The organism is Flavisolibacter ginsengisoli DSM 18119, from assembly GCF_900129295.1.
GTDB lineage: Bacteria > Bacteroidota > Bacteroidia > Chitinophagales > Chitinophagaceae > Flavisolibacter > Flavisolibacter ginsengisoli.
In genome coordinates this window covers 443,394-461,293 of sequence record NZ_FQUU01000001.1, presented here as the reverse complement: position 1 = coordinate 461,293, position 17,900 = coordinate 443,394, and the positions used below count along the sequence as shown (strand labels likewise).

Sequence of the window (17,900 nt, the reverse complement as noted above, 5' to 3'; positions counted from 1 at the left end):
ACTTTTCTAAGCCACCTGGTAGCGGGTGGCTTTTTTGCGTGTATTTTTTAGCATAAGAAGCATCAGAAATTTCATTTCATTAACTTGACATGGAAATGAAAGGCTCACCAATGATCAAATACCTTATTGGATTTTTAATACTATGGGTGTCGCATGGCGCCCGTGCTCAGGAAACGACCTTGAAGAATGGAATAATTCTCCGCACATCTCAAAAAATAAAGGCTGGCTTATATTCCTTCAAGACCTCTGAAAATTTAGACAAAGCAGTAATAATTATTGAAGGCTCGGATATTACTATAGATTTTAATAATGCAGTGGTGAAAGGAGGCTTGCCGGGAGAGGCCCCTGATCATTTTAAAGGCATTGCTGTGTACATCAGGTCTGGTAAAAATATTACTGTGAAAAATCTTTCAATCCATGGTTATAAAATAGCCTTACTTGCCCGCAATATTGAAGGACTGAAAATTGAAAACTGTGATCTCAGTTATAATTACAGGCCACACTTGAACAGCACCCAGGAGCAGGAGGATATTTCTGACTGGATGAGTTATCATCATAATGAAAACAATGAATGGATGCGGTATGGAGCTGGCATATACTTGCAGGGATGTAATAATGCTACCGTTGCCAATTGCAAAGTTACAGGTGGGCAAAATGCATTAATGCTGATGCAATGCATTAATGGAATGATCTATAACAATGATTTTTCTTTTAACTCGGGGATTGGCCTTGGTATGTACCGTTGCTCTGGTAATAAGGTTTGTTACAACAGGATCATCTTTAATGTCAGGGGATATAGTCATGGAGTTTATAACCGTGGGCAGGATAGTGCAGGTATATTGATCTATGAACAAAGCAATAATAACCTTTTTTATAAAAATGCCGTGACACATGGTGGAGATGGATTTTTCCTATGGGCGGGACAAACAACAATGGATACAGGCAAAGGAGGCTGTAATGATAATGTTTTACTGGATAACGATTTTTCATATGCTCCCACCAATGGCATAGAAGCAACATTTAGCAGGAATAAGATCATCCACAACAGGGTATTTGAATGTGATCATGGAATATGGGCGGGGTATAGTTATGAGACTGATATTAGTAATAACCAATTCCGGTATAACAGGATTGCCATTGCTATAGAACACGGCTTGAATAATAGTATACACCATAATATATTTTATGAGGATAAGGAAGCAATTAAATTATGGTCTGATAAAACGCAATCACCTGGTTGGGGTTATCCAAAATACAGGGATACCAGGAGTGCAGCATATACTATTGCCGGGAACAGTTTTAACAAGAATCCTATTGTATATGATATAACCCGTACGGATAGCCTGAAAATTTTTGATAACCGGGTGTCCCTTTGTGATGTTGAGTACCAAATAGATTCAACAGTAACAGCAATTGACACTTCTTTCCATGAAGACTTAATGTACCAGTTATCAGAGGACTACAAGCCTGATCTTCCTGAAATAAAAAATGCAAAAGATCCTTTTAAAGGAAATGGTAAACTGGCAGGCAGAAAAAATATCATGATCACGGAATGGGGACCTTACAATTTCGGTTATCCGCTGGTATGGAATACCAATCCTACAGATACCTCAGGTAAAATGGTGTTTAATATACTTGGTCCAACGGGCAAGTGGAAGATCGTGTCCATAAAAGGAATAAAGAATATTTCTATAAAAAAGGGTGTTTTACCTGCTACGTTCACTGCTGAGAAAGTTGGGGGTCTAAAATCCGATATCGAGATTGTGGCCGAATATAAAGGCAGCAAGTTTTCTGACCAATGGGGGAATACTATATCTGCAGGTAAGCCTTTCCGGTTTAAGTTCAGGAAATTCTTCCAGCCAATAGATTTTACAGTAAAATGGTATGCTATAGACTCATTTAATTTTAAAGATTCAAACGCCATACCCGCAATCACTATTCAACCACCTTTTAAAACTGACACTGTGAACCAGTTGAATTATGCCTGGTGGGGAGGCATGAGAGAAGCCAACAAGCAATATGTTAAGTTCCTGACCCTGGCAGAAGGCAAAGCAGATATGGATGCAGGTAAATATGAATTAAGTGTTTCATGGGATGATGCAGTGAAGTTGTATGTTGATGGGAAACTCATCATTAAAGAATGGGATCCGTCTCAATATGTTTTTGATGAATCGCCCAACAGGAGAGCAATTATACATGTAAAGAAAGGAATACATTATTTCAGGGTAGAACATGTGGAACTGGGAAATTTTGCAACACTCAGCCTTAAACTTCAAAAACTGGATGACTAACCAGGGATTACCACCCTGGCTGATAGGTAACTAACTCATCTATAAGTCCTTGAAAGATAATAATATAGGCATAGTTTTTTATGCAATTCCTGCATTATTACTTCATTTTTAAATCCTTATATTATGGCAAAGAATAATCAAAAGGATGATTTTCAATCTTATAACCAGGATTGGGAACAAAATCAAAATCGATTTAATGACCAGGGTGAATACAACCATGGAAATTATGGAAATGCCAGTCACCAGGGTAGCAGGAACTGGATGAATGACGATAGGAGCAGAAATAAAGGAAACAGGAATTTTGGCCGGGGCGGTGACTATAATAGTGAAAACCGGAACGATTGGCGGAATACTTCGGGCGGGTATAGCTCAGAACATGATTACAGGCAGCATGATGACTGGAATAGGGGACAGGGTCAATGGAGAGACACTGGTAATTATGGACAGACCTATGGAACCTCAGGCGGGTATGGCAGCAATCAAAACCGGTTCCGGGGAATGAATGCAAACCGTGGAGATAATTATGGTTCAAGGGATAGGGATGTTTATGGTGGCAGGTATGCTTCGGGGGATTATAATGACCGAAACAGGGGACAGGAAAGCATTTATGGTGGGGATACCAGTAATTATGGAAATGCTACCCAGGGTGGAGTAGACAGAGGTTGGTGGGATAGAACCAGAGATGAGGTTTCCTCCTGGTTTGGAGATGATGATGCAGAAAGACGCCGCCGGATGGATGAAAGCCGTTCCGGGGGCCATAGAGGAAAAGGTCCCAAGGATTACAGAAGATCAGCTGACCGTATAAGGGAGGATGTTTGCGACAGGCTTAGCGATGATGATTACCTCGATGCTTCTAATATAGAGGTGAAGGTGGAAGGTGACGAGGTCATACTTACAGGTACAGCAGCATCCAGGGATGAAAAAAGAAGAGCTGAAGACCTGGTAGAATCCATATCTGGTGTTAGAAACGTGGAAAATCGAATTCGGGTGGAAACAGGTACTTCTTCATACACCAGGGAATGAATTGTATGAAATAGAAATGATAAACGCCCTGGTTAGGGCGTTTTTCCTATAGTAATATTGAACGATGACAGTGAATTTTTAAGCTAATAACGCAAAAATTCTGATAGAGGGTGGTTTTGAGCGGCCTTTAATGGTTTCTTCACAAAATTTGTTTATTAAACTTTTGTCTGTTTAAACTCAACCCGTTACCTTTGCACTCCCATTCCAAAAATGGGTTTGGCATATGTCACAAAGAATCAGAATCAAATTACAGTCTTACGACCACAACCTGGTAGATAAATCAGCAGAGAAAATAGTTAAGACTGTTCGCAGCACAGGTGCTGTAGTAACAGGTCCTATTCCTCTTCCTACCCGCAAGAAGATATTTACAGTTTTGCGTTCACCACACGTGAACAAGAAAAGCCGTGAACAGTTCCAGTTAGCTACTCACAAGCGCTTACTGGATATTTATACGTCTTCTTCCAGGACAGTAGATGCACTTTCCAAGTTGGATCTTCCATCTGGTGTAGAGGTTGAGATCAAGGCATGACAGATGACCTGCCTGGCAGGTCTTTTAGAAAAAATTAGTTCTTATCAAATTTATAATCATCTCTCAACTTCCTGCTGAGGCAGGAAAGAAAAGAGCTCTGATCAAGAAACTTCCCCAACTACTTAATTGTATAGGGGTTATATATAAACAAGCCCTTCGAGGTTTGTTTGTCACCGGTACTTCCGAATCGATACCCGTCGAACCAAAGGAAAAGGTCGGTTGATGAACCAGGATTGACCCTTCGACAAGCTCAGGGATGAGCTTCCCAATCGAAGAATGTCTTGCATAACCTTGCGGGGAAAAACCGCAAAGAAAATGAAAGGAATCATTGGTAAAAAAATTGGGATGACCAGCATCTTCGATGCAAGCGGCAAACAAACTGCCTGCACGATCATTGAGGCTGGTCCTTGCGTTGTTACCCAGGTTAAAACGCAGGATACAGATGGCTACAATGCCTTACAAGTCGCTTTCGGCGATAAGAAAGAAAAGCACACAATTGGAGCAGAGAAAAATCACTTCGCTAAGGCCAATACTTCGGCTAAAAAGTGTGTAAAAGAATTCAGAAACTATTTCGAGGAAAAAAATATTGGTGACACCATCACTGTTGACATTTTCGCTGAAGGCGATAAAGTTGATGTGGTTGGTACAACTAAAGGTAAAGGTTTCCAGGGTGTTGTAAAGCGCCATGGATTCTCTGGTGTGGGTGAAGCCTCCCACGGCCAGCACGATCGCCAGAGAGCCCCGGGTTCTATTGGTGGATCATCTTATCCAAGCCGTGTATTCAAAGGAATGCGCATGGCAGGCAGAATGGGCCAGGATAGGGTGAAAGTAAAAGGTCTGAAAGTAGTTAAGATCTTCGCTGATAAAAACTACATATTGGTTGGTGGTTCTGTTCCAGGCCACGATGGTTCAATCGTTTTAATCCAGAAGTAAAATGCAAGTAAAAGTATTAAACATACAAGGACAAGAAACAGGTAGAACTGTTGAACTTCCTGAAGAAATATTTGGTATCGAGCCAAATGACCACGCCATATATCTTGCTGTAAAGCAATACCTGGCTGCCCAGCGTCAGGGTACACATAAAGTGAAAACCCGTGCCGAAGTACAAGGTGCAAGCCGTAAGCTTCACCGTCAGAAAGGAACTGGTGGATCCCGTAAGGGTAACATCCGTAACCCTTTGTACAAGGGTGGTGGTACTATATTCGGACCTAAGCCTCACAAATACGACATCAAGTTGAATCGTAAAGTGAAGGACCTGGCTAAGATGTCAGCATTAGCTCATAAGGCAAAGAACAATGCGATTTTTGTTGTTGAGGATGTTCAATTGGAAACTCCAAAGACAAAGACCTTCATGAACATGCTGAACAGCCTGAAAGTAGGTGATAAGAAACTGATGTTCATCCTTCCTGAGTATAATGAAACAGCATATGTAAGCTCTCGTAACATCCCGTCAGTGCTGACAATGTTAATGAGTGATGTAAACACTTACGACCTGGTGAATTCGGAAGTATTAGTGTTAACAGAAAGCGCTGCTAAGATATTTGCTGGTGGTGAGGAAGAAGAAGTAGCTGCTTAATCAATTGGTTAACTGGCCTGGCCAGTTTGCTGATACAAGTTCTTATAGTAAAAGACAGGTGGTTTTGAATATTCATTGTCACATTGTTGAATTGTCAAATTTTCAAATTGAATTCAGATGAAACTTTCTGAAGTACTGATAAAACCAATTTTAACCGAAAAGGCAAACAGCCAGCAGGAAAGCCTGCGTCGTTATGCTTTCAAGGTTGCCCGTAAAGCAAATAAACTCGAGATCAAGAAAGCTATCGAGGAATTTTACGGAGTTAGTGTAGTGGATGTAAACACTGCCGTTGTTCCTGGTAAGAACAAAACCCGTTATACAAAAAAAGGATTTACCAAAGGTCAGAAGCCAGCTTATAAAAAAGCTATGGTAACTGTAGCTAAAGGTGAAAACATTGATTTGTATTCTAACATCTAATTCGTAAACAAGAATGGCTTCAACAGCCGCAAATGTTGAAAAAGAAATAAAGTCATGGCATTAAAAAAGTATAAACCCATTACAGCCGGTACTCGTTGGAGAATCGGAAATGCATACGCAGAGGTTACAACCAATGAGCCCGAAAAGTCACTGGTTGAAATAAAAACACGTACTGGTGGTCGTAACTTCCAGGGTCGCAGGGCAATGCGTTATATAGGTGGCGGTCATAAGAAGATGTACCGTATCATTGATTTCAAACGTAATAAGAAAGATATACCTGGTAAAGTTGCAACTATTGAATACGATCCAAACAGAACAACATTTATCGCCTTATTGCATTATGCAGATGGTGAAAAAAGATACATACTGGCACCACAGGGCTTAACAGTTGGAATGACTGTAGTTAGCGGTGATGCTGTAGCTCCTGAATTAGGAAACGCTTTACAATTGAAGAACATGCCTTTGGGTACTGTTGTTCACAACATAGAAATGCAGCCTGGCCAGGGTGGTAAGATCGCCCGTAGTGCTGGTGCATCTGCACAGCTTTCCAACAAAGAAGAAAAATATGCTGTTCTTAAAATGCCAAGCGGTGAGTTAAGAAAAGTATTGATCAATTGTTATGCTACAGTTGGTATTGCTTCTAACAGCGATCACCAGTTGCAGTCAATGGGTAAGGCTGGTAGAAACCGTTGGAAAGGTATTAAGCCAAGAAACCGTGGTGTTGCGATGAACCCGGTAGATCACCCAATGGGTGGTGGTGAAGGCCGTGCTTCCGGAGGTCAACCTCGTAGCAGGAATGGTCAATACTCACGTGGATTGAAAACACGTACAAAGGGTAAAGGCAGTGATAAGCTGATCATCCAACGTAAGAACGGTAAGAAGCTGGCTAAATAATTAAACTGACAATTCTAAACAGAATATAAAATGGCTCGTTCAATTAAAAAAGGTCCTTATGTAGCTGCTAATCTTGAAGGCAAGGTGTTAGCTATCAACGAGGGCAAAAACAAGAAAGGTGTGATCAAAACCTGGAGCCGCCGCTCAACGATCACTCCTGATTTTGTAGGTCATACGTTTGCTGTACATAACGGGAATAAATTCATTCCTGTGTATGTTACAGAGTTCATGGTAGGTCATAAGTTAGGTGAGTTTGCACCAACCAGGAACTTTAGAGGACATTCAAGTAAAAAAGGATAAAAGAGTTTATGGTTTAAGGTTTATGGTTTCTTGCCAAGAGACCAACCAAAAACCAAAAGACTATAAACAAGAAACTATATAAAAATGGAAGCAGTAGCAAAACTGAGAAATTATCCAACATCTCCACGCAAAATGCGCTTATTAGCGGATTTGATACGTGGCATGCAAGTAGAAAAGGCTTTGGCTGTTTTAGAACACAATCCAAAGCACCCTGCAGTGCCTATGCGTAAGTTGGTGTTGAGTGCCATTAGCAACTGGAAGCAAAAAAATGAAGGTGGTGATGAAGGACAGTTGTTTGTAAAGACCATATTTGTTGATGGAGCAAGAACATTGAAGCGTATGCGTCCGGCACCACAAGGTCGCGGATACCGTGTACGTAAAAGAAGCAATCACGTAACAGTAATTGTAGACGCTAAACCTTAATTCAAATTATTAAAGTATAATCATGGGTCAAAAAGCAAATCCTATTGGTAACAGGTTAGGCATCATCAGGGGATGGGAATCTAACTGGTATGGCAATAAAAAAGACTTTGCAATCAAACTGATCGAAGACAACAAGATCAGGACATACCTGAATGCACGTATCAATAAAGGTGGCATTGCCAAAATCGTTATTGAACGCACATTAGGAAAACTGATCGTTACCATTCATACATCCAAACCTGGTATCATCATAGGAAAAGGTGGTGGCGAGGTTGATCGCATCAAGGAAGAGTTGAAGAAGCTTACAGGCAAAGAGGATGTACAGATCAACATTCTTGAGATCCGTCGTCCCGAGCTGGATGCTATGATTGTAGGAGATACGATTGCCCGCCAGATCGAAAATCGTATCAATTTCAAAAGAGCTACTAAAATGGCTATTGCATCTTCACTCCGTATGGGTGCAGAAGGTATTAAGGTGAAATTAAGCGGCCGTTTAGGTGGAGCTGAGATCGCCCGTAGCGAAGAATTCAAGCAAGGTCGTACACCTCTTCATACATTCCGTATGGATATTGATTATGCCAATGTGTTTGCACAAACAGTATATGGTAAAATTGGTATCAAGGTATGGATATGTAAAGGTGAGGTATTACAGAAGAGAGACCTGAATCCAAACTTTGTTGGTGGTAAGAGCGATGTAAGCGATAGGAGAGAAAGAAGAGACGAAAGAGGTGGTGGCTTCAGAGGTGGAGAAAGAAGACAAGGTGGCGGTGGCCAGGGTGGCGGAGGCCGTGACTTCAACAGGGGTCGTGGTGGCAGAGGCCAGCATCAATAAGTAGTTAACCAGGAGTTGACTAATAGAAACAAAACGATTATAAAATAGGATAAGCTGGTGTGAGAACATTGGCAAATTATCGAAATATCAAATTGATTTTATGTTACAGCCGAAAAGAACAAAGCACAGGAAAATGCAGAAAGGTCGCATGAAAGGCGATGCAAAAAGAGGAGCAACTATCTCTTTTGGTTCTTTTGCACTGAAAGCTTTGGAAAATCATTGGATCACCGATCGTCAGATAGAAGCGGCGAGACAAGCGTTAACCCGTCATATGAAACGTGAAGGTAACGTGTGGATCCGCATATTTCCTGATAAACCCATTACCAATAAGCCTGCAGAGGTTCGTATGGGTAAGGGTAAAGGTAACCTTGAGTACTGGGCTGCTGTAGTTAAGCCAGGTCGTATCCTTTTCGAGATAGATGGAGTAACAGAGGAGGTAGCAAAAGGAGCATTGAACCTTGCAGCAGGTAAATTACCCATTGCAACAAAATTCATCAAGCGCCGCGATTTAGCGGAGGCATAAGTAATTAGGAGATTGGACGGTAAGCAAAGTGTGAACGTTTAAGTGTGGCTTTTCAATCATAACATTTTCAAATTAAGAACATGTCAAAGACAGTAGATTTCAAAAAAAGCATTCAGGGTTTAAGCGAGCAGGATCTGCTAGCCCGTATCAGTGAAGACGAGCAGCGCTTAAAAAAGCTTGAATTTGCACATGCTATTTCTCCATTGGAGAATCCAATGAGCATCAGGGGTCTTCGTAAGGAAGTAGCCCGTTTGAAAACTGAATTAAAAAAGAAACAATTAGGATAGAACAGCGACAAGCTGTTGCTGTGAGCCCCGGGCTTATAGCACAACGCTTGAGGCTTAAAGCTTAAATAATATGGCTGAAAATACAACTACAGCAACAACAACGGAAAGCCGGAACCTGAGAAAAACCAGGATCGGTGTTGTTACCAGCAACAAAATGACTAAGACCATTACTGTTGCCGTGGAAAGAAAAGTAAAACACCCGATCTATGGTAAGTTCGTAAAAAAGACTACCAAGTTCCATGCTCATGATGAGAAGAATGAAGCAAGTATTGGAGATGTTGTTCGCATCATGGAAACTCGCCCTATGAGCAAGACCAAGCGTTGGAGATTAGTAGAGATCGTTGAGAAAGTGAAGTAAGAAAGTCCTGCAGATCGGAAGCCCCGCTTTCTGCTGCAGATTCAAATAAACATTGTATTAATTGCTATTGGCTGAAAAGCTAATAGCTCAAAGCTTAAAATAAAAATGATCCAGCAAGAATCCCGTTTAAACGTAGCGGATAACAGCGGTGCTAAAGAAGTGCTTTGTATCCGTGTATTGGGTAACAGTGGTCAGCGTTACGCAGGAGTGGGTGATAAGATTGTGGTGACTGTTAAAGACGCTATTCCAGCAGGCGGTATCAAAAAAGGTACTGTTGCCAAGGCGGTTATCGTTCGTACTAAAAATAAACTGCGTCGCAAGGATGGTTCCTACATCCGTTTCGATGACAATGCAGTAGTGATACTGAATGCCGCCGATGAGCCAAGAGGTACACGTATTTTTGGACCGGTAGCCAGGGAACTTCGTGATAAAGGTTATATGAAGATCATTTCATTGGCACCTGAAGTTCTTTAATAAAAATAGTAAAATGTATCCCCGTTGGAATGGGGAGGTAAAAGAAAAATAAAATGAAAACAAGATTTAAACCAAAGTATAATATCAGGAAAGGCGACCAGGTGGTTGTGATCACTGGTGATGATAAGGACCTGAAAAAGCCACGCCTGGTAAAAGATGTATTGGTTGAAGAAGGTAAAGTAATCGTGGAAGGTGTGAACATCATCACCAAACACACTAAGCCTTCAGCTCAAAACACAAAGGGCGGAATCATTAAGAAAGAAGCACCGATCAACATCAGCAATGTTATGTTGTGGGATGGCAAGCAAGGTGCTAAAGTGAAGAGAGAAGAAAAAGACGGTAAAAAAATTCGTATATCTAAAAAATCTGGAGGGGTAATATAATCATGGCTACAGCAACATATACTCCGAGATTAAAAAATAAGTATAAGGATGAAGTGATTCCTGCGTTGATGAAACGTTTCGGATACAAATCCATTATGCAGGTTCCAAAGCTGGAAAAGATCGCTATTAACCGTGGTGTTAACGGTGCAGTGAATGATAAGAAGTTAGTTGATATCGCCCTTGAAGAGCTGACAACGATCAGTGGTCAAAAGGCAGTTTCAACAATGTCTAAAAAGGACATCTCCAACTTCAAATTGCGTAAGAACATGCCAATTGGCGCCCGTGTTACTTTACGTGGTGAGAAGATGTATGAGTTCCTTGACCGTTTGATCTCAGTTGCACTTCCACGTGTACGTGATTTCAAAGGTATCAATGAGAAGTCTTTTGACGGCCGTGGTAATTATACAATGGGTGTTACAGAGCAGATCATTTTCCCTGAGATCGATATTGATAAGGTAAATCGTATCACTGGTATGGACATCAGCTTTGTTACCACTGCCCAAACTGATGAAGAAGCGTTCGAACTGTTGAAAGAATTGGGTATGCCTTTCAAAAATGTAAAGAAATAATTTGATAATAGGATCTTGAGGTAATAACCCCGGATCACTAATTCAGAAATAAAAACTAAAAAACAATTATGGCTAAAGAATCAGTAAAAGCCAGACAACGTAAAAGAGAAAGAATGGTGGCTCAATATGCTGAAAAAAGAGCAGCATTGAAAGAAGCCGGCGATTGGCAGGCATTGGATGCTTTACCAAAGAATTCTTCTAAGGTACGTTTGAAAAATCGTTGTCAGTTGACAGGTCGTCCAAGAGGATATAGCCGTTATTTCGGTATTTCCAGGATCGCACTTCGTGATATGGCTTTAAATGGTATGATACCAGGTTTGAAAAAAGCAAGCTGGTAAAATACAATTGATCCAAAGGTTGAAGCAAAAGTGTAACGATCAGGATCAATGACAGTAAACAATAAATTAAAAATTTAAACTATCCAATTGTTCCGCTCCGGCGGAATGTAGGAGGGCTAATAATATGGTAACAGATCCTATTGCAGATTATTTGACAAGAATACGTAATGCGCAAATGGCAGGCCACAGAATCGTAGAGATTCCGGCTTCTAACCTGAAAAAACGTATGACAGAGATCCTGTACAACCAGGGTTATATTCTGAAATACAAGTTTGAAGATGATAACAAACAAGGCTTGATCAAAATAGCCCTGAAGTATGATGCTCAAACAAAGCAACCAGCAATTCATAGTTTGGAAAGAGTGAGCCGCCCAGGTTTGCGTCACTATTCCAAGCCAGGTGATTTCCGTCGTGTTAAAAATGGTTTAGGTGTAGCGATCATCTCTACTTCTAAGGGTGTTTTGACAGACAAGGAAGCTAAAGTGCAGAATGTAGGTGGTGAAGTTCTTTGTTATATATATTAATACCAGTTGTTGATACATTAAGCCGACACCTATCCAGGCTGACCGGTCAATAACGTAACAACTTTAATCAAATAATTTAAAACATATTTTATGTCTCGTATAGGTAAAGCTCCAGTTGCAGTTCCCGCCGGCGTAACGGTTAGCGTAGGTTCTGATAATGTGGTTACTGTAAAAGGACCAAAGGGCGAATTAAAACAGCCGATTGATCGTGATATTAAAGTGGAAGTGAAAGACGGCCAGATCATCGTTACACGTCCTACTGACCAGATCCGCCACCGTGCGCTTCATGGTTTATCCCGAGCTCTTGTAAGCAACCTTGTAAAAGGGGTTACAGATGGCTATACAAAGAAACTGGAATTAATTGGTGTAGGTTTTAAGGCTGCTAATACTGGAAATGTATTGGATCTTGCTTTAGGTTACTCTCACAATATCATCTTTGAAATTCCAAAGGAATTGAAAGTGGCTACTGAACAATTAAAAGGTCAGAATCCAACAATCACCTTGGAAGGAACAGACCGTCAGTTGATTGGTGCTGTTGCAGCAAAGATCCGCAGCCTGCGTAAGCCTGAACCATACAAAGGAAAGGGTGTACGTTACCAGGGTGAGGTTGTTCGTAAAAAAGCTGGTAAAGCCGCAGGTAAGTAATAGTTTTTTGTTTGGGTTTCTTCACTATTTAATAGTGGAAACCTGGAAAGTAAAATATAAAATATCCCTGGCAGTATCAGGGAGATAAACAGAATAAAATGAGAACAAGCGCAAAATTATCCAGGAGACAGAACATACGCTACCGTATCCGTGCCAAGATAGCAGGAACGGCGCAAAAGCCACGTCTTTCTGTATTTCGCAGTAACGCAGATATATATGTTCAATTGATTGATGATGACAATTCAGCAACGCTGGCTTCTGCATCATCCAGAGATAAGGACATTGCTGCCCAAAAAGGCAATAAATCTGAAAAAAGCAAGCTGGTAGGCCAGGCAATTGCCCGTAAGGCAAAAGACCTTGGAATTGAAACAGTAGTATTTGACCGTGGTGGTAATTTATACCATGGCCGTGTGAAGCAAGTGGCTGAAGGTGCAAGAGAGGGCGGACTGGTATTTTAATTTTAAGATTGAAGATTTAATATTTAATAGTTAAGTCATTCAATCAAATATTCAATCTTACATATTAAATCTTAAATAGATTAAATGGCAAAAGCAATTTTAAACAGAGTAAAAGCAGGCGACCTGGAATTAAAAGAAAAGGTAGTTGCTATTAATCGTGTAGTAAAAACTACCAAAGGTGGTCGTACGTTCAGCTTCTCTGCATTAGTGGTTGTTGGCAATGAACAAGGTGTGGTTGGTCATGGCTTAGGTAAAGCAAAAGAAGTTCAGGAAGCTATTACAAAAGGTATTGAAGATGCAAAGAAGAACCTGATAAAGGTGCCTGTAATGCATGGAACAATTCCTCACGACCAGTTAGCTAAGGTTGGTGCAGCTAAAGTGTTGATAAAGCCAGCTGCCCATGGTACCGGTGTTATCGCTGGGGGATCTATGCGTGCAGTTTTGGAAAGCGCGGGTGTTACCGACGTATTGGCTAAATCTTTAGGCTCTGCTAATCCTCACAACGTTGTTAAGGCAACATTTGAAGCTCTGGCATTGTTGAGAGAACCAATTTCTGTGTCCAGGACAAGAAGAATTGGTTTAAAGAAAGTATTTAACGGATAATCCAGGGAAGAGGTATTCATATTCAGGTTAATCCCTTTGTATGTCCTTTCACCTTCAATATTATTAGTATGAAAAAGATAAAGATCACTTTAGTAAAAAGCCCGATTGACAGGCCAGAGCGGCAGAAGTTAACGCTTCAGGCATTGGGTTTGAACAAAATGAATGCAACTAAAGAAGTTGAAGCTACTCCACAGATATTAGGCATGGTTCGCAAAGTTGAACACATGGTGTCTGTAGAAGAAGTTGCTTAATAAAGCATTATAAAATGAAAATGGCATCCCGGTGATCTGTTTTCATTTTTATATTTTTAATTAACAAGCGAGGGGAGATTCCCCGTAAGTAAAAATCAAGTAAGATGAATCTACACAATTTACGCCCTGCAAAAGGCGCTGTTCATAAGGAAAAACGTATTGGTCGTGGTGAAGCTTCCGGTCATGGTGGCACTTCAACAAAAGGTAACAAAGGTGGTCAAAGCCGTGCAGGTTATAAAAGGAAGATGGCACATGAAGGTGGCCAGATGCCAATCCAGCGTCGTGTTCCTAAACGCGGTTTCAAAAACCCCAACCGTATTGAATATAAGGTTTTCAACCTCGGACAGATAGAGCAATTAATTGAAAAATATGGTATCCAGGAGTTTTCATTGGAAAACCTATATACCAACGGTCTGATCAACCAGACTGACAGGGTAAAGATCTTAGGAAACGGAGAATTAAAAACTAAGCTGGTCTTCAAAGTGAACGCAATCAGCGAGAAAGCTAAGCAGGCTATCGAAACTGCGGGTGGTTCGGTTGAATTAGTGAAGTAATTTTTAGTAAATTGCAAGGCGCAGCAATGCGTCTTTTTTTGTTTATGGACCGTAAACTTTGAATTTTCCGTGAAAAATTTAATCAAGACTTTAAAAAATATCTGGAGCATCGAGGAATTGCGCAGCAAGATCTTGTATACCCTGATCCTTATTTTCATTTATCGTGTAGGTACACATATCGTACTCCCTGGTATTGATCCTACAGCGTTAGGGCAGGTAGCCAAACAGGCTAGTGGCGGTATCCTTGGCTTAATTGATACATTTGCTGGTGGTGCTTTTTCACAGGCATCCATTTTTGCATTGGGTATCATGCCTTACATTTCTGCCTCTATCTTCATCCAGCTTATGACAGTTCTGGTACCGCAATTCCAGAAAATGCAAAAGGAAGGAGAGAGTGGCCGTAAAAAGATCAATCAATGGACAAGGTACCTGACAGTTGGTGTTACAGTTGTTCAGGCATCAGCTTATGTTGCTTACCTCAAACAAATTACTGCCCAAAGCGGTGGTGTGATGCCAGGTTATGCAGATTATTTCTGGCTTTCCACTGTAGTTACCTTAACTGCCGGATGTTTGTTCGTAATGTGGTTAGGTGAGAAGATTACAGATAAAGGATTAGGTAATGGTACCTCCCTGATCATCATGATCGGTATCCTTGCCCGTTTACCTCAATCATTCCTACAGGAGTTAACAAATAAATCAGTTCGTTCAGGACAGATCCTTGTATTCATCATTGAGATCGCTGTACTTATTGCTATCATACTTGGATGTATTTTATTGGTTCAGGGAACACGTAAGATACCTGTTAACTATGCCAAGCAGATTGTAGGTAACCGCCAGTTTGGTGGTGCCCGCCAATTCCTTCCCATCAAGGTGAACAGTGCTGGTGTAATGCCTATCATCTTTGCACAGGCAATCATGTTCCTGCCAACATTGTTCAACCTGACAAGTTTAGCAAAGACTGAAACAGGACAAGGTATTAACAGGATATTTACCGACCATACCAATGTTTGGTACATGACCATCTATGCTGTTGTGGTTATTGGATTTACTTTCCTTTACACGGCCTTGATCTTTAATCCTAAACAGATCTCTGATAACCTGAAGCAGAACAATGGTTTTGTTCCCGGTGTAAAACCAGGACAACCTACAGCTGATTACATTGGTGCTATTATGGATAAGGTTACTTTACCTGGTGCATTTTTACTGGCATTGGTTGGTATTCTTCCCGGTATTGCACAATTACTTGGCGTTACAGCAGGATTTTCTACTTTCTATGGTGGTACATCTCTGTTGATCATGGTAGCCGTAATTTTGGATACACTTCAACAGATCGAAACACAATTATTAATGCGTCAGTACGATGGATTAATGAAAAGTGGTCGTATCCAGGGAAGAACTGTTACCCAGGCTTCTTATTAATAAGAATAAAAATAGTTAATGAAACCTGGTAAGCTTACTTGCCAGGTTTTTGTTTATAAAAAGGTGAGCGTTTCAATATAGATTCTTAAATAAAAATTTTAAGCAGGAATTAATTATATGATCCATTATAAAAACAACGAGGAAATTGAATTGATGAGAGAAAGTGCATTACTGGTAAGTAAAACACTTTCTGAAGTAGCGAAAATATTAAAACCGGGAATTACAACTTTATCTATAGACCAGTTCATTGAAGGATTTCTCCAGGACAATAAAGCCGTTCCATCCTTTTTAAATTACCATGGTTACCCCTACAACTCTTGTATTTCAGTAAATGATGTAGTAGTACACGGTTTTCCTGGAGCTTATGAACTAAAAGAAGGAGATATAGTTTCTGTTGATGTAGGGGTTTATAAAAATGGGTTTCATGGTGATCATGCATATACTTTTATGATAGGCAAGCCTGCTGATGAAGTTATTCAGTTAGTAAGGGTCACTAAAGAATCTCTTTATAAAGGCATTGAAAAGGCTATTGCCGGTAACAGGGTTGGTGATATATCTTTTGCCATACAGGAACATACAGAAAAGAAACATGGTTATGGTGTGGTACGTGAACTGGTTGGTCATGGATTGGGAAGAAGTATGCACGAAGATCCACAGGTGCCTAATTATGGTAAAAGAGGTGCCGGACCTGTTCTTAAGGAAGGACTAGTGGTGGCTATAGAGCCCATGATCAATTTGGGAAAGAAAGATGTATTTACAGATGCCGATGGTTGGACTGTTAGGACAAAGGATGGAAAACCTTCGGTTCATTTTGAACATGATGTATGCATAAGAAAAGAGAAGGCTGATATCTTATCCAATTATACACCTATAGAGGTTGCCGAGAAAGCCAATATTAATCTTTTTTCGGATTATTGATTTCGTTCCTCTTATAAACCTGTTCTGAATAGAAATTTTATGCCCCGTAAGAAGTTAATAGTGATAGGAGGTGGGGCTGCAGGGTTTTTCTGTGCAGTTAATGCAGCAAGGATGAACCCAGGTCTGCAGGTAGAACTTTTGGAGAAAACAAGTAAGCTTTTATCCAAGGTAAGAATATCCGGGGGAGGAAGGTGTAATGTGACCCATTCTTTGTTTGATATAACGGAAATGAGTAAACGTTATCCACGGGGTCAGAACTTTGTAAAAAAAACCTTTTACCAGTTTTTTACTTCAGATACGATTAGTTGGTTTCATGAACGAGGTGTCGCCTTAAAGACAGAAAAAGATGGAAGAATGTTTCCATCTACCGATTCCTCTGAAACTATCATTAATACCCTCTTGAATGAAGCCAATAGTTATGGTGTTGATATAAGACTGAATACTGAAGTCAGGGATCTTCAATCCAGGGAGGGAATATTTCATCTTCAGTTAAATAATGACAGGCAGGTAACTGCTGATTATGTTTGTATTGCCTGTGGAGGTTATCCCAAGCTTTCTATGTTTCAATGGTTACAAAATGTAGGACATTCCATTTCTGAACCTGTGCCATCATTGTTTACTTTTAATATTCCAGGTCATCCCATTACTCAATTAATGGGGGTGTCTGTAGAAAAAGCAAGAGTGAAGATCGAAGGCTCCAAATTATCGGAAGAAGGTCCGGTGCTGATCACTCATTGGGGTTTAAGTGGTCCTGCTATCTTAAGACTAAGTGCCTGGGGAGCAAGGGAACTTGCCCAAAAAAATTACGCATTTACCATCCACATAAACTGGATTCCGGAATACAACGAACAGAGTTTGAAGGAAGCCTTTCAAAACTTCAGGATTTCCATTGCAGGGAAGAAGATCGTCAACCATGTTGTGGGTCAGTTGCCAGCCCGTTTCTGGCAGTTCCTCGTTCAACAGGCAGGAATTTCTACAGAAATGCGGTTTGCTGACCTCCCTGCCAAACTGGAAAACCTCCTGATCAAAAATCTTGTTGATTATATTTTAATAGTTAAAGGGAAAACCACATTTAAAGAAGAATTTGTTACATCTGGGGGCATTGCCTTATCGGAGGTAGATCCGCAAACTATGATGTCCAAAAAGGTGCCTAACCTGTTCTTTGCAGGGGAGATTCTTGATGTGGATGGTATAACAGGAGGCTTTAATTTTCAGCATGCATGGACAAGCGGTTGGATAGCAGCGAAAATGATAACTACATCTCTTTTTTCGCTGAGTCATGAGGAGTAGAATGCTTAGGTATTTGCCTTCA

At 40.6% G+C, this 17,900-nt stretch carries 26 protein-coding genes; all 26 read left to right on the top strand.

Annotation, left to right across the window (positions count from 1 at the left end; genetic code table 11):
* Nucleotides 1-110: 110 nt before the first annotated feature.
* Nucleotides 111-2,291: a right-handed parallel beta-helix repeat-containing protein gene (locus tag BUA53_RS02025; RefSeq protein WP_217652908.1), complete on the top strand. Its 2,181-nt coding sequence runs from the start codon at nucleotides 111-113 to the stop codon at nucleotides 2,289-2,291.
* A gap of 123 nt (nucleotides 2,292-2,414) precedes the next feature.
* Nucleotides 2,415-3,314, top strand: coding sequence for a BON domain-containing protein (locus BUA53_RS21405; RefSeq protein ID WP_217652907.1), 900 nt, complete (start codon nucleotides 2,415-2,417; stop codon nucleotides 3,312-3,314).
* A gap of 223 nt (nucleotides 3,315-3,537) precedes the next feature.
* Nucleotides 3,538-3,843 (top strand): 30S ribosomal protein S10, encoded by a 306-nt coding sequence (gene rpsJ, locus BUA53_RS02015; protein WP_028787065.1) that lies wholly within the window; start codon nucleotides 3,538-3,540, stop codon nucleotides 3,841-3,843.
* Between the two features lie 315 nt (nucleotides 3,844-4,158).
* On the top strand, nucleotides 4,159-4,776 hold the full coding sequence (rplC, locus tag BUA53_RS02010; protein WP_072833556.1) for a 50S ribosomal protein L3: 618 nt from the start codon (nucleotides 4,159-4,161) through the stop codon (nucleotides 4,774-4,776).
* A gap of 1 nt (nucleotide 4,777) precedes the next feature.
* Nucleotides 4,778-5,419: a 50S ribosomal protein L4 gene (rplD, locus tag BUA53_RS02005; RefSeq protein WP_072833555.1), complete on the top strand. Its 642-nt coding sequence runs from the start codon at nucleotides 4,778-4,780 to the stop codon at nucleotides 5,417-5,419.
* Between the two features lie 117 nt (nucleotides 5,420-5,536).
* Nucleotides 5,537-5,836: a 50S ribosomal protein L23 gene (gene rplW / locus BUA53_RS02000; protein ID WP_072833554.1), complete on the top strand. Its 300-nt coding sequence runs from the start codon at nucleotides 5,537-5,539 to the stop codon at nucleotides 5,834-5,836.
* Between the two features lie 54 nt (nucleotides 5,837-5,890).
* Nucleotides 5,891-6,730, top strand: coding sequence for a 50S ribosomal protein L2 (rplB, locus tag BUA53_RS01995; RefSeq protein WP_072833553.1), 840 nt, complete (start codon nucleotides 5,891-5,893; stop codon nucleotides 6,728-6,730).
* A 30-nt stretch (nucleotides 6,731-6,760) separates the two neighbouring features.
* Nucleotides 6,761-7,030, top strand: coding sequence for a 30S ribosomal protein S19 (gene rpsS / locus BUA53_RS01990; RefSeq protein ID WP_072833552.1), 270 nt, complete (start codon nucleotides 6,761-6,763; stop codon nucleotides 7,028-7,030).
* 84 nt (nucleotides 7,031-7,114) lie between these two features.
* The gene (rplV, locus tag BUA53_RS01985; RefSeq protein ID WP_072833551.1) at nucleotides 7,115-7,453 is read left to right on the top strand and encodes a 50S ribosomal protein L22; all 339 of its coding nucleotides are present in this window, start codon (nucleotides 7,115-7,117) and stop codon (nucleotides 7,451-7,453) included.
* 22 nt (nucleotides 7,454-7,475) lie between these two features.
* On the top strand, nucleotides 7,476-8,285 hold the full coding sequence (rpsC, locus tag BUA53_RS01980) for a 30S ribosomal protein S3 (protein WP_072833550.1): 810 nt from the start codon (nucleotides 7,476-7,478) through the stop codon (nucleotides 8,283-8,285).
* Nucleotides 8,286-8,385: 100 nt separating this feature from the next.
* Nucleotides 8,386-8,808, top strand: a complete 423-nt coding sequence (gene rplP / locus BUA53_RS01975; protein ID WP_072833549.1) for a 50S ribosomal protein L16 — start codon at nucleotides 8,386-8,388, stop codon at nucleotides 8,806-8,808.
* 80 nt (nucleotides 8,809-8,888) lie between these two features.
* A complete protein-coding gene (gene rpmC / locus BUA53_RS01970) occupies nucleotides 8,889-9,095 on the top strand; it encodes a 50S ribosomal protein L29 (RefSeq protein WP_072833548.1) in 207 nt (68 codons plus the stop codon).
* A 70-nt stretch (nucleotides 9,096-9,165) separates the two neighbouring features.
* Nucleotides 9,166-9,453: a 30S ribosomal protein S17 gene (rpsQ, locus tag BUA53_RS01965; protein ID WP_072833547.1), complete on the top strand. Its 288-nt coding sequence runs from the start codon at nucleotides 9,166-9,168 to the stop codon at nucleotides 9,451-9,453.
* 105 nt (nucleotides 9,454-9,558) lie between these two features.
* Nucleotides 9,559-9,927, top strand: a complete 369-nt coding sequence (rplN, locus tag BUA53_RS01960) for a 50S ribosomal protein L14 (protein ID WP_072833546.1) — start codon at nucleotides 9,559-9,561, stop codon at nucleotides 9,925-9,927.
* 53 nt (nucleotides 9,928-9,980) lie between these two features.
* On the top strand, nucleotides 9,981-10,310 hold the full coding sequence (rplX, locus tag BUA53_RS01955; RefSeq protein WP_072833545.1) for a 50S ribosomal protein L24: 330 nt from the start codon (nucleotides 9,981-9,983) through the stop codon (nucleotides 10,308-10,310).
* A 2-nt stretch (nucleotides 10,311-10,312) separates the two neighbouring features.
* Complete coding sequence (rplE, locus tag BUA53_RS01950) at nucleotides 10,313-10,879, top strand: 50S ribosomal protein L5 (RefSeq protein WP_072833544.1); 567 nt, start codon at nucleotides 10,313-10,315, stop codon at nucleotides 10,877-10,879.
* A 68-nt stretch (nucleotides 10,880-10,947) separates the two neighbouring features.
* Entirely contained in the window at nucleotides 10,948-11,217 is a 270-nt protein-coding gene (rpsN, locus tag BUA53_RS01945) for a 30S ribosomal protein S14 (protein ID WP_072833543.1), read from the top strand.
* Nucleotides 11,218-11,341: 124 nt separating this feature from the next.
* Nucleotides 11,342-11,740 carry a 30S ribosomal protein S8 gene (gene rpsH, locus BUA53_RS01940; RefSeq protein ID WP_072833542.1) on the top strand — a complete coding sequence of 133 codons (399 nt, stop codon included), beginning with the start codon at nucleotides 11,342-11,344 and terminating at the stop codon, nucleotides 11,738-11,740.
* Between the two features lie 90 nt (nucleotides 11,741-11,830).
* Nucleotides 11,831-12,385: a 50S ribosomal protein L6 gene (gene rplF, locus BUA53_RS01935; protein ID WP_072833541.1), complete on the top strand. Its 555-nt coding sequence runs from the start codon at nucleotides 11,831-11,833 to the stop codon at nucleotides 12,383-12,385.
* Nucleotides 12,386-12,483: 98 nt separating this feature from the next.
* Complete coding sequence (rplR, locus tag BUA53_RS01930) at nucleotides 12,484-12,843, top strand: 50S ribosomal protein L18 (protein ID WP_072833540.1); 360 nt, start codon at nucleotides 12,484-12,486, stop codon at nucleotides 12,841-12,843.
* An 84-nt stretch (nucleotides 12,844-12,927) separates the two neighbouring features.
* Nucleotides 12,928-13,446, top strand: a complete 519-nt coding sequence (rpsE, locus tag BUA53_RS01925) for a 30S ribosomal protein S5 (protein ID WP_072833539.1) — start codon at nucleotides 12,928-12,930, stop codon at nucleotides 13,444-13,446.
* A 68-nt stretch (nucleotides 13,447-13,514) separates the two neighbouring features.
* The gene (rpmD, locus tag BUA53_RS01920) at nucleotides 13,515-13,697 is read left to right on the top strand and encodes a 50S ribosomal protein L30 (RefSeq protein ID WP_072833538.1); all 183 of its coding nucleotides are present in this window, start codon (nucleotides 13,515-13,517) and stop codon (nucleotides 13,695-13,697) included.
* A 104-nt stretch (nucleotides 13,698-13,801) separates the two neighbouring features.
* On the top strand, nucleotides 13,802-14,251 hold the full coding sequence (rplO, locus tag BUA53_RS01915) for a 50S ribosomal protein L15 (RefSeq protein WP_072833537.1): 450 nt from the start codon (nucleotides 13,802-13,804) through the stop codon (nucleotides 14,249-14,251).
* 69 nt (nucleotides 14,252-14,320) lie between these two features.
* A complete protein-coding gene (gene secY, locus BUA53_RS01910) occupies nucleotides 14,321-15,670 on the top strand; it encodes a preprotein translocase subunit SecY (RefSeq protein ID WP_072833536.1) in 1,350 nt (449 codons plus the stop codon).
* A gap of 117 nt (nucleotides 15,671-15,787) precedes the next feature.
* Nucleotides 15,788-16,588 (top strand): type I methionyl aminopeptidase, encoded by an 801-nt coding sequence (map, locus tag BUA53_RS01905; RefSeq protein ID WP_072833535.1) that lies wholly within the window; start codon nucleotides 15,788-15,790, stop codon nucleotides 16,586-16,588.
* Nucleotides 16,589-16,627: 39 nt separating this feature from the next.
* Nucleotides 16,628-17,878, top strand: a complete 1,251-nt coding sequence (locus tag BUA53_RS01900; protein WP_072833534.1) for a BaiN/RdsA family NAD(P)/FAD-dependent oxidoreductase — start codon at nucleotides 16,628-16,630, stop codon at nucleotides 17,876-17,878.
* Nucleotides 17,879-17,900 lie beyond the last annotated feature (22 nt).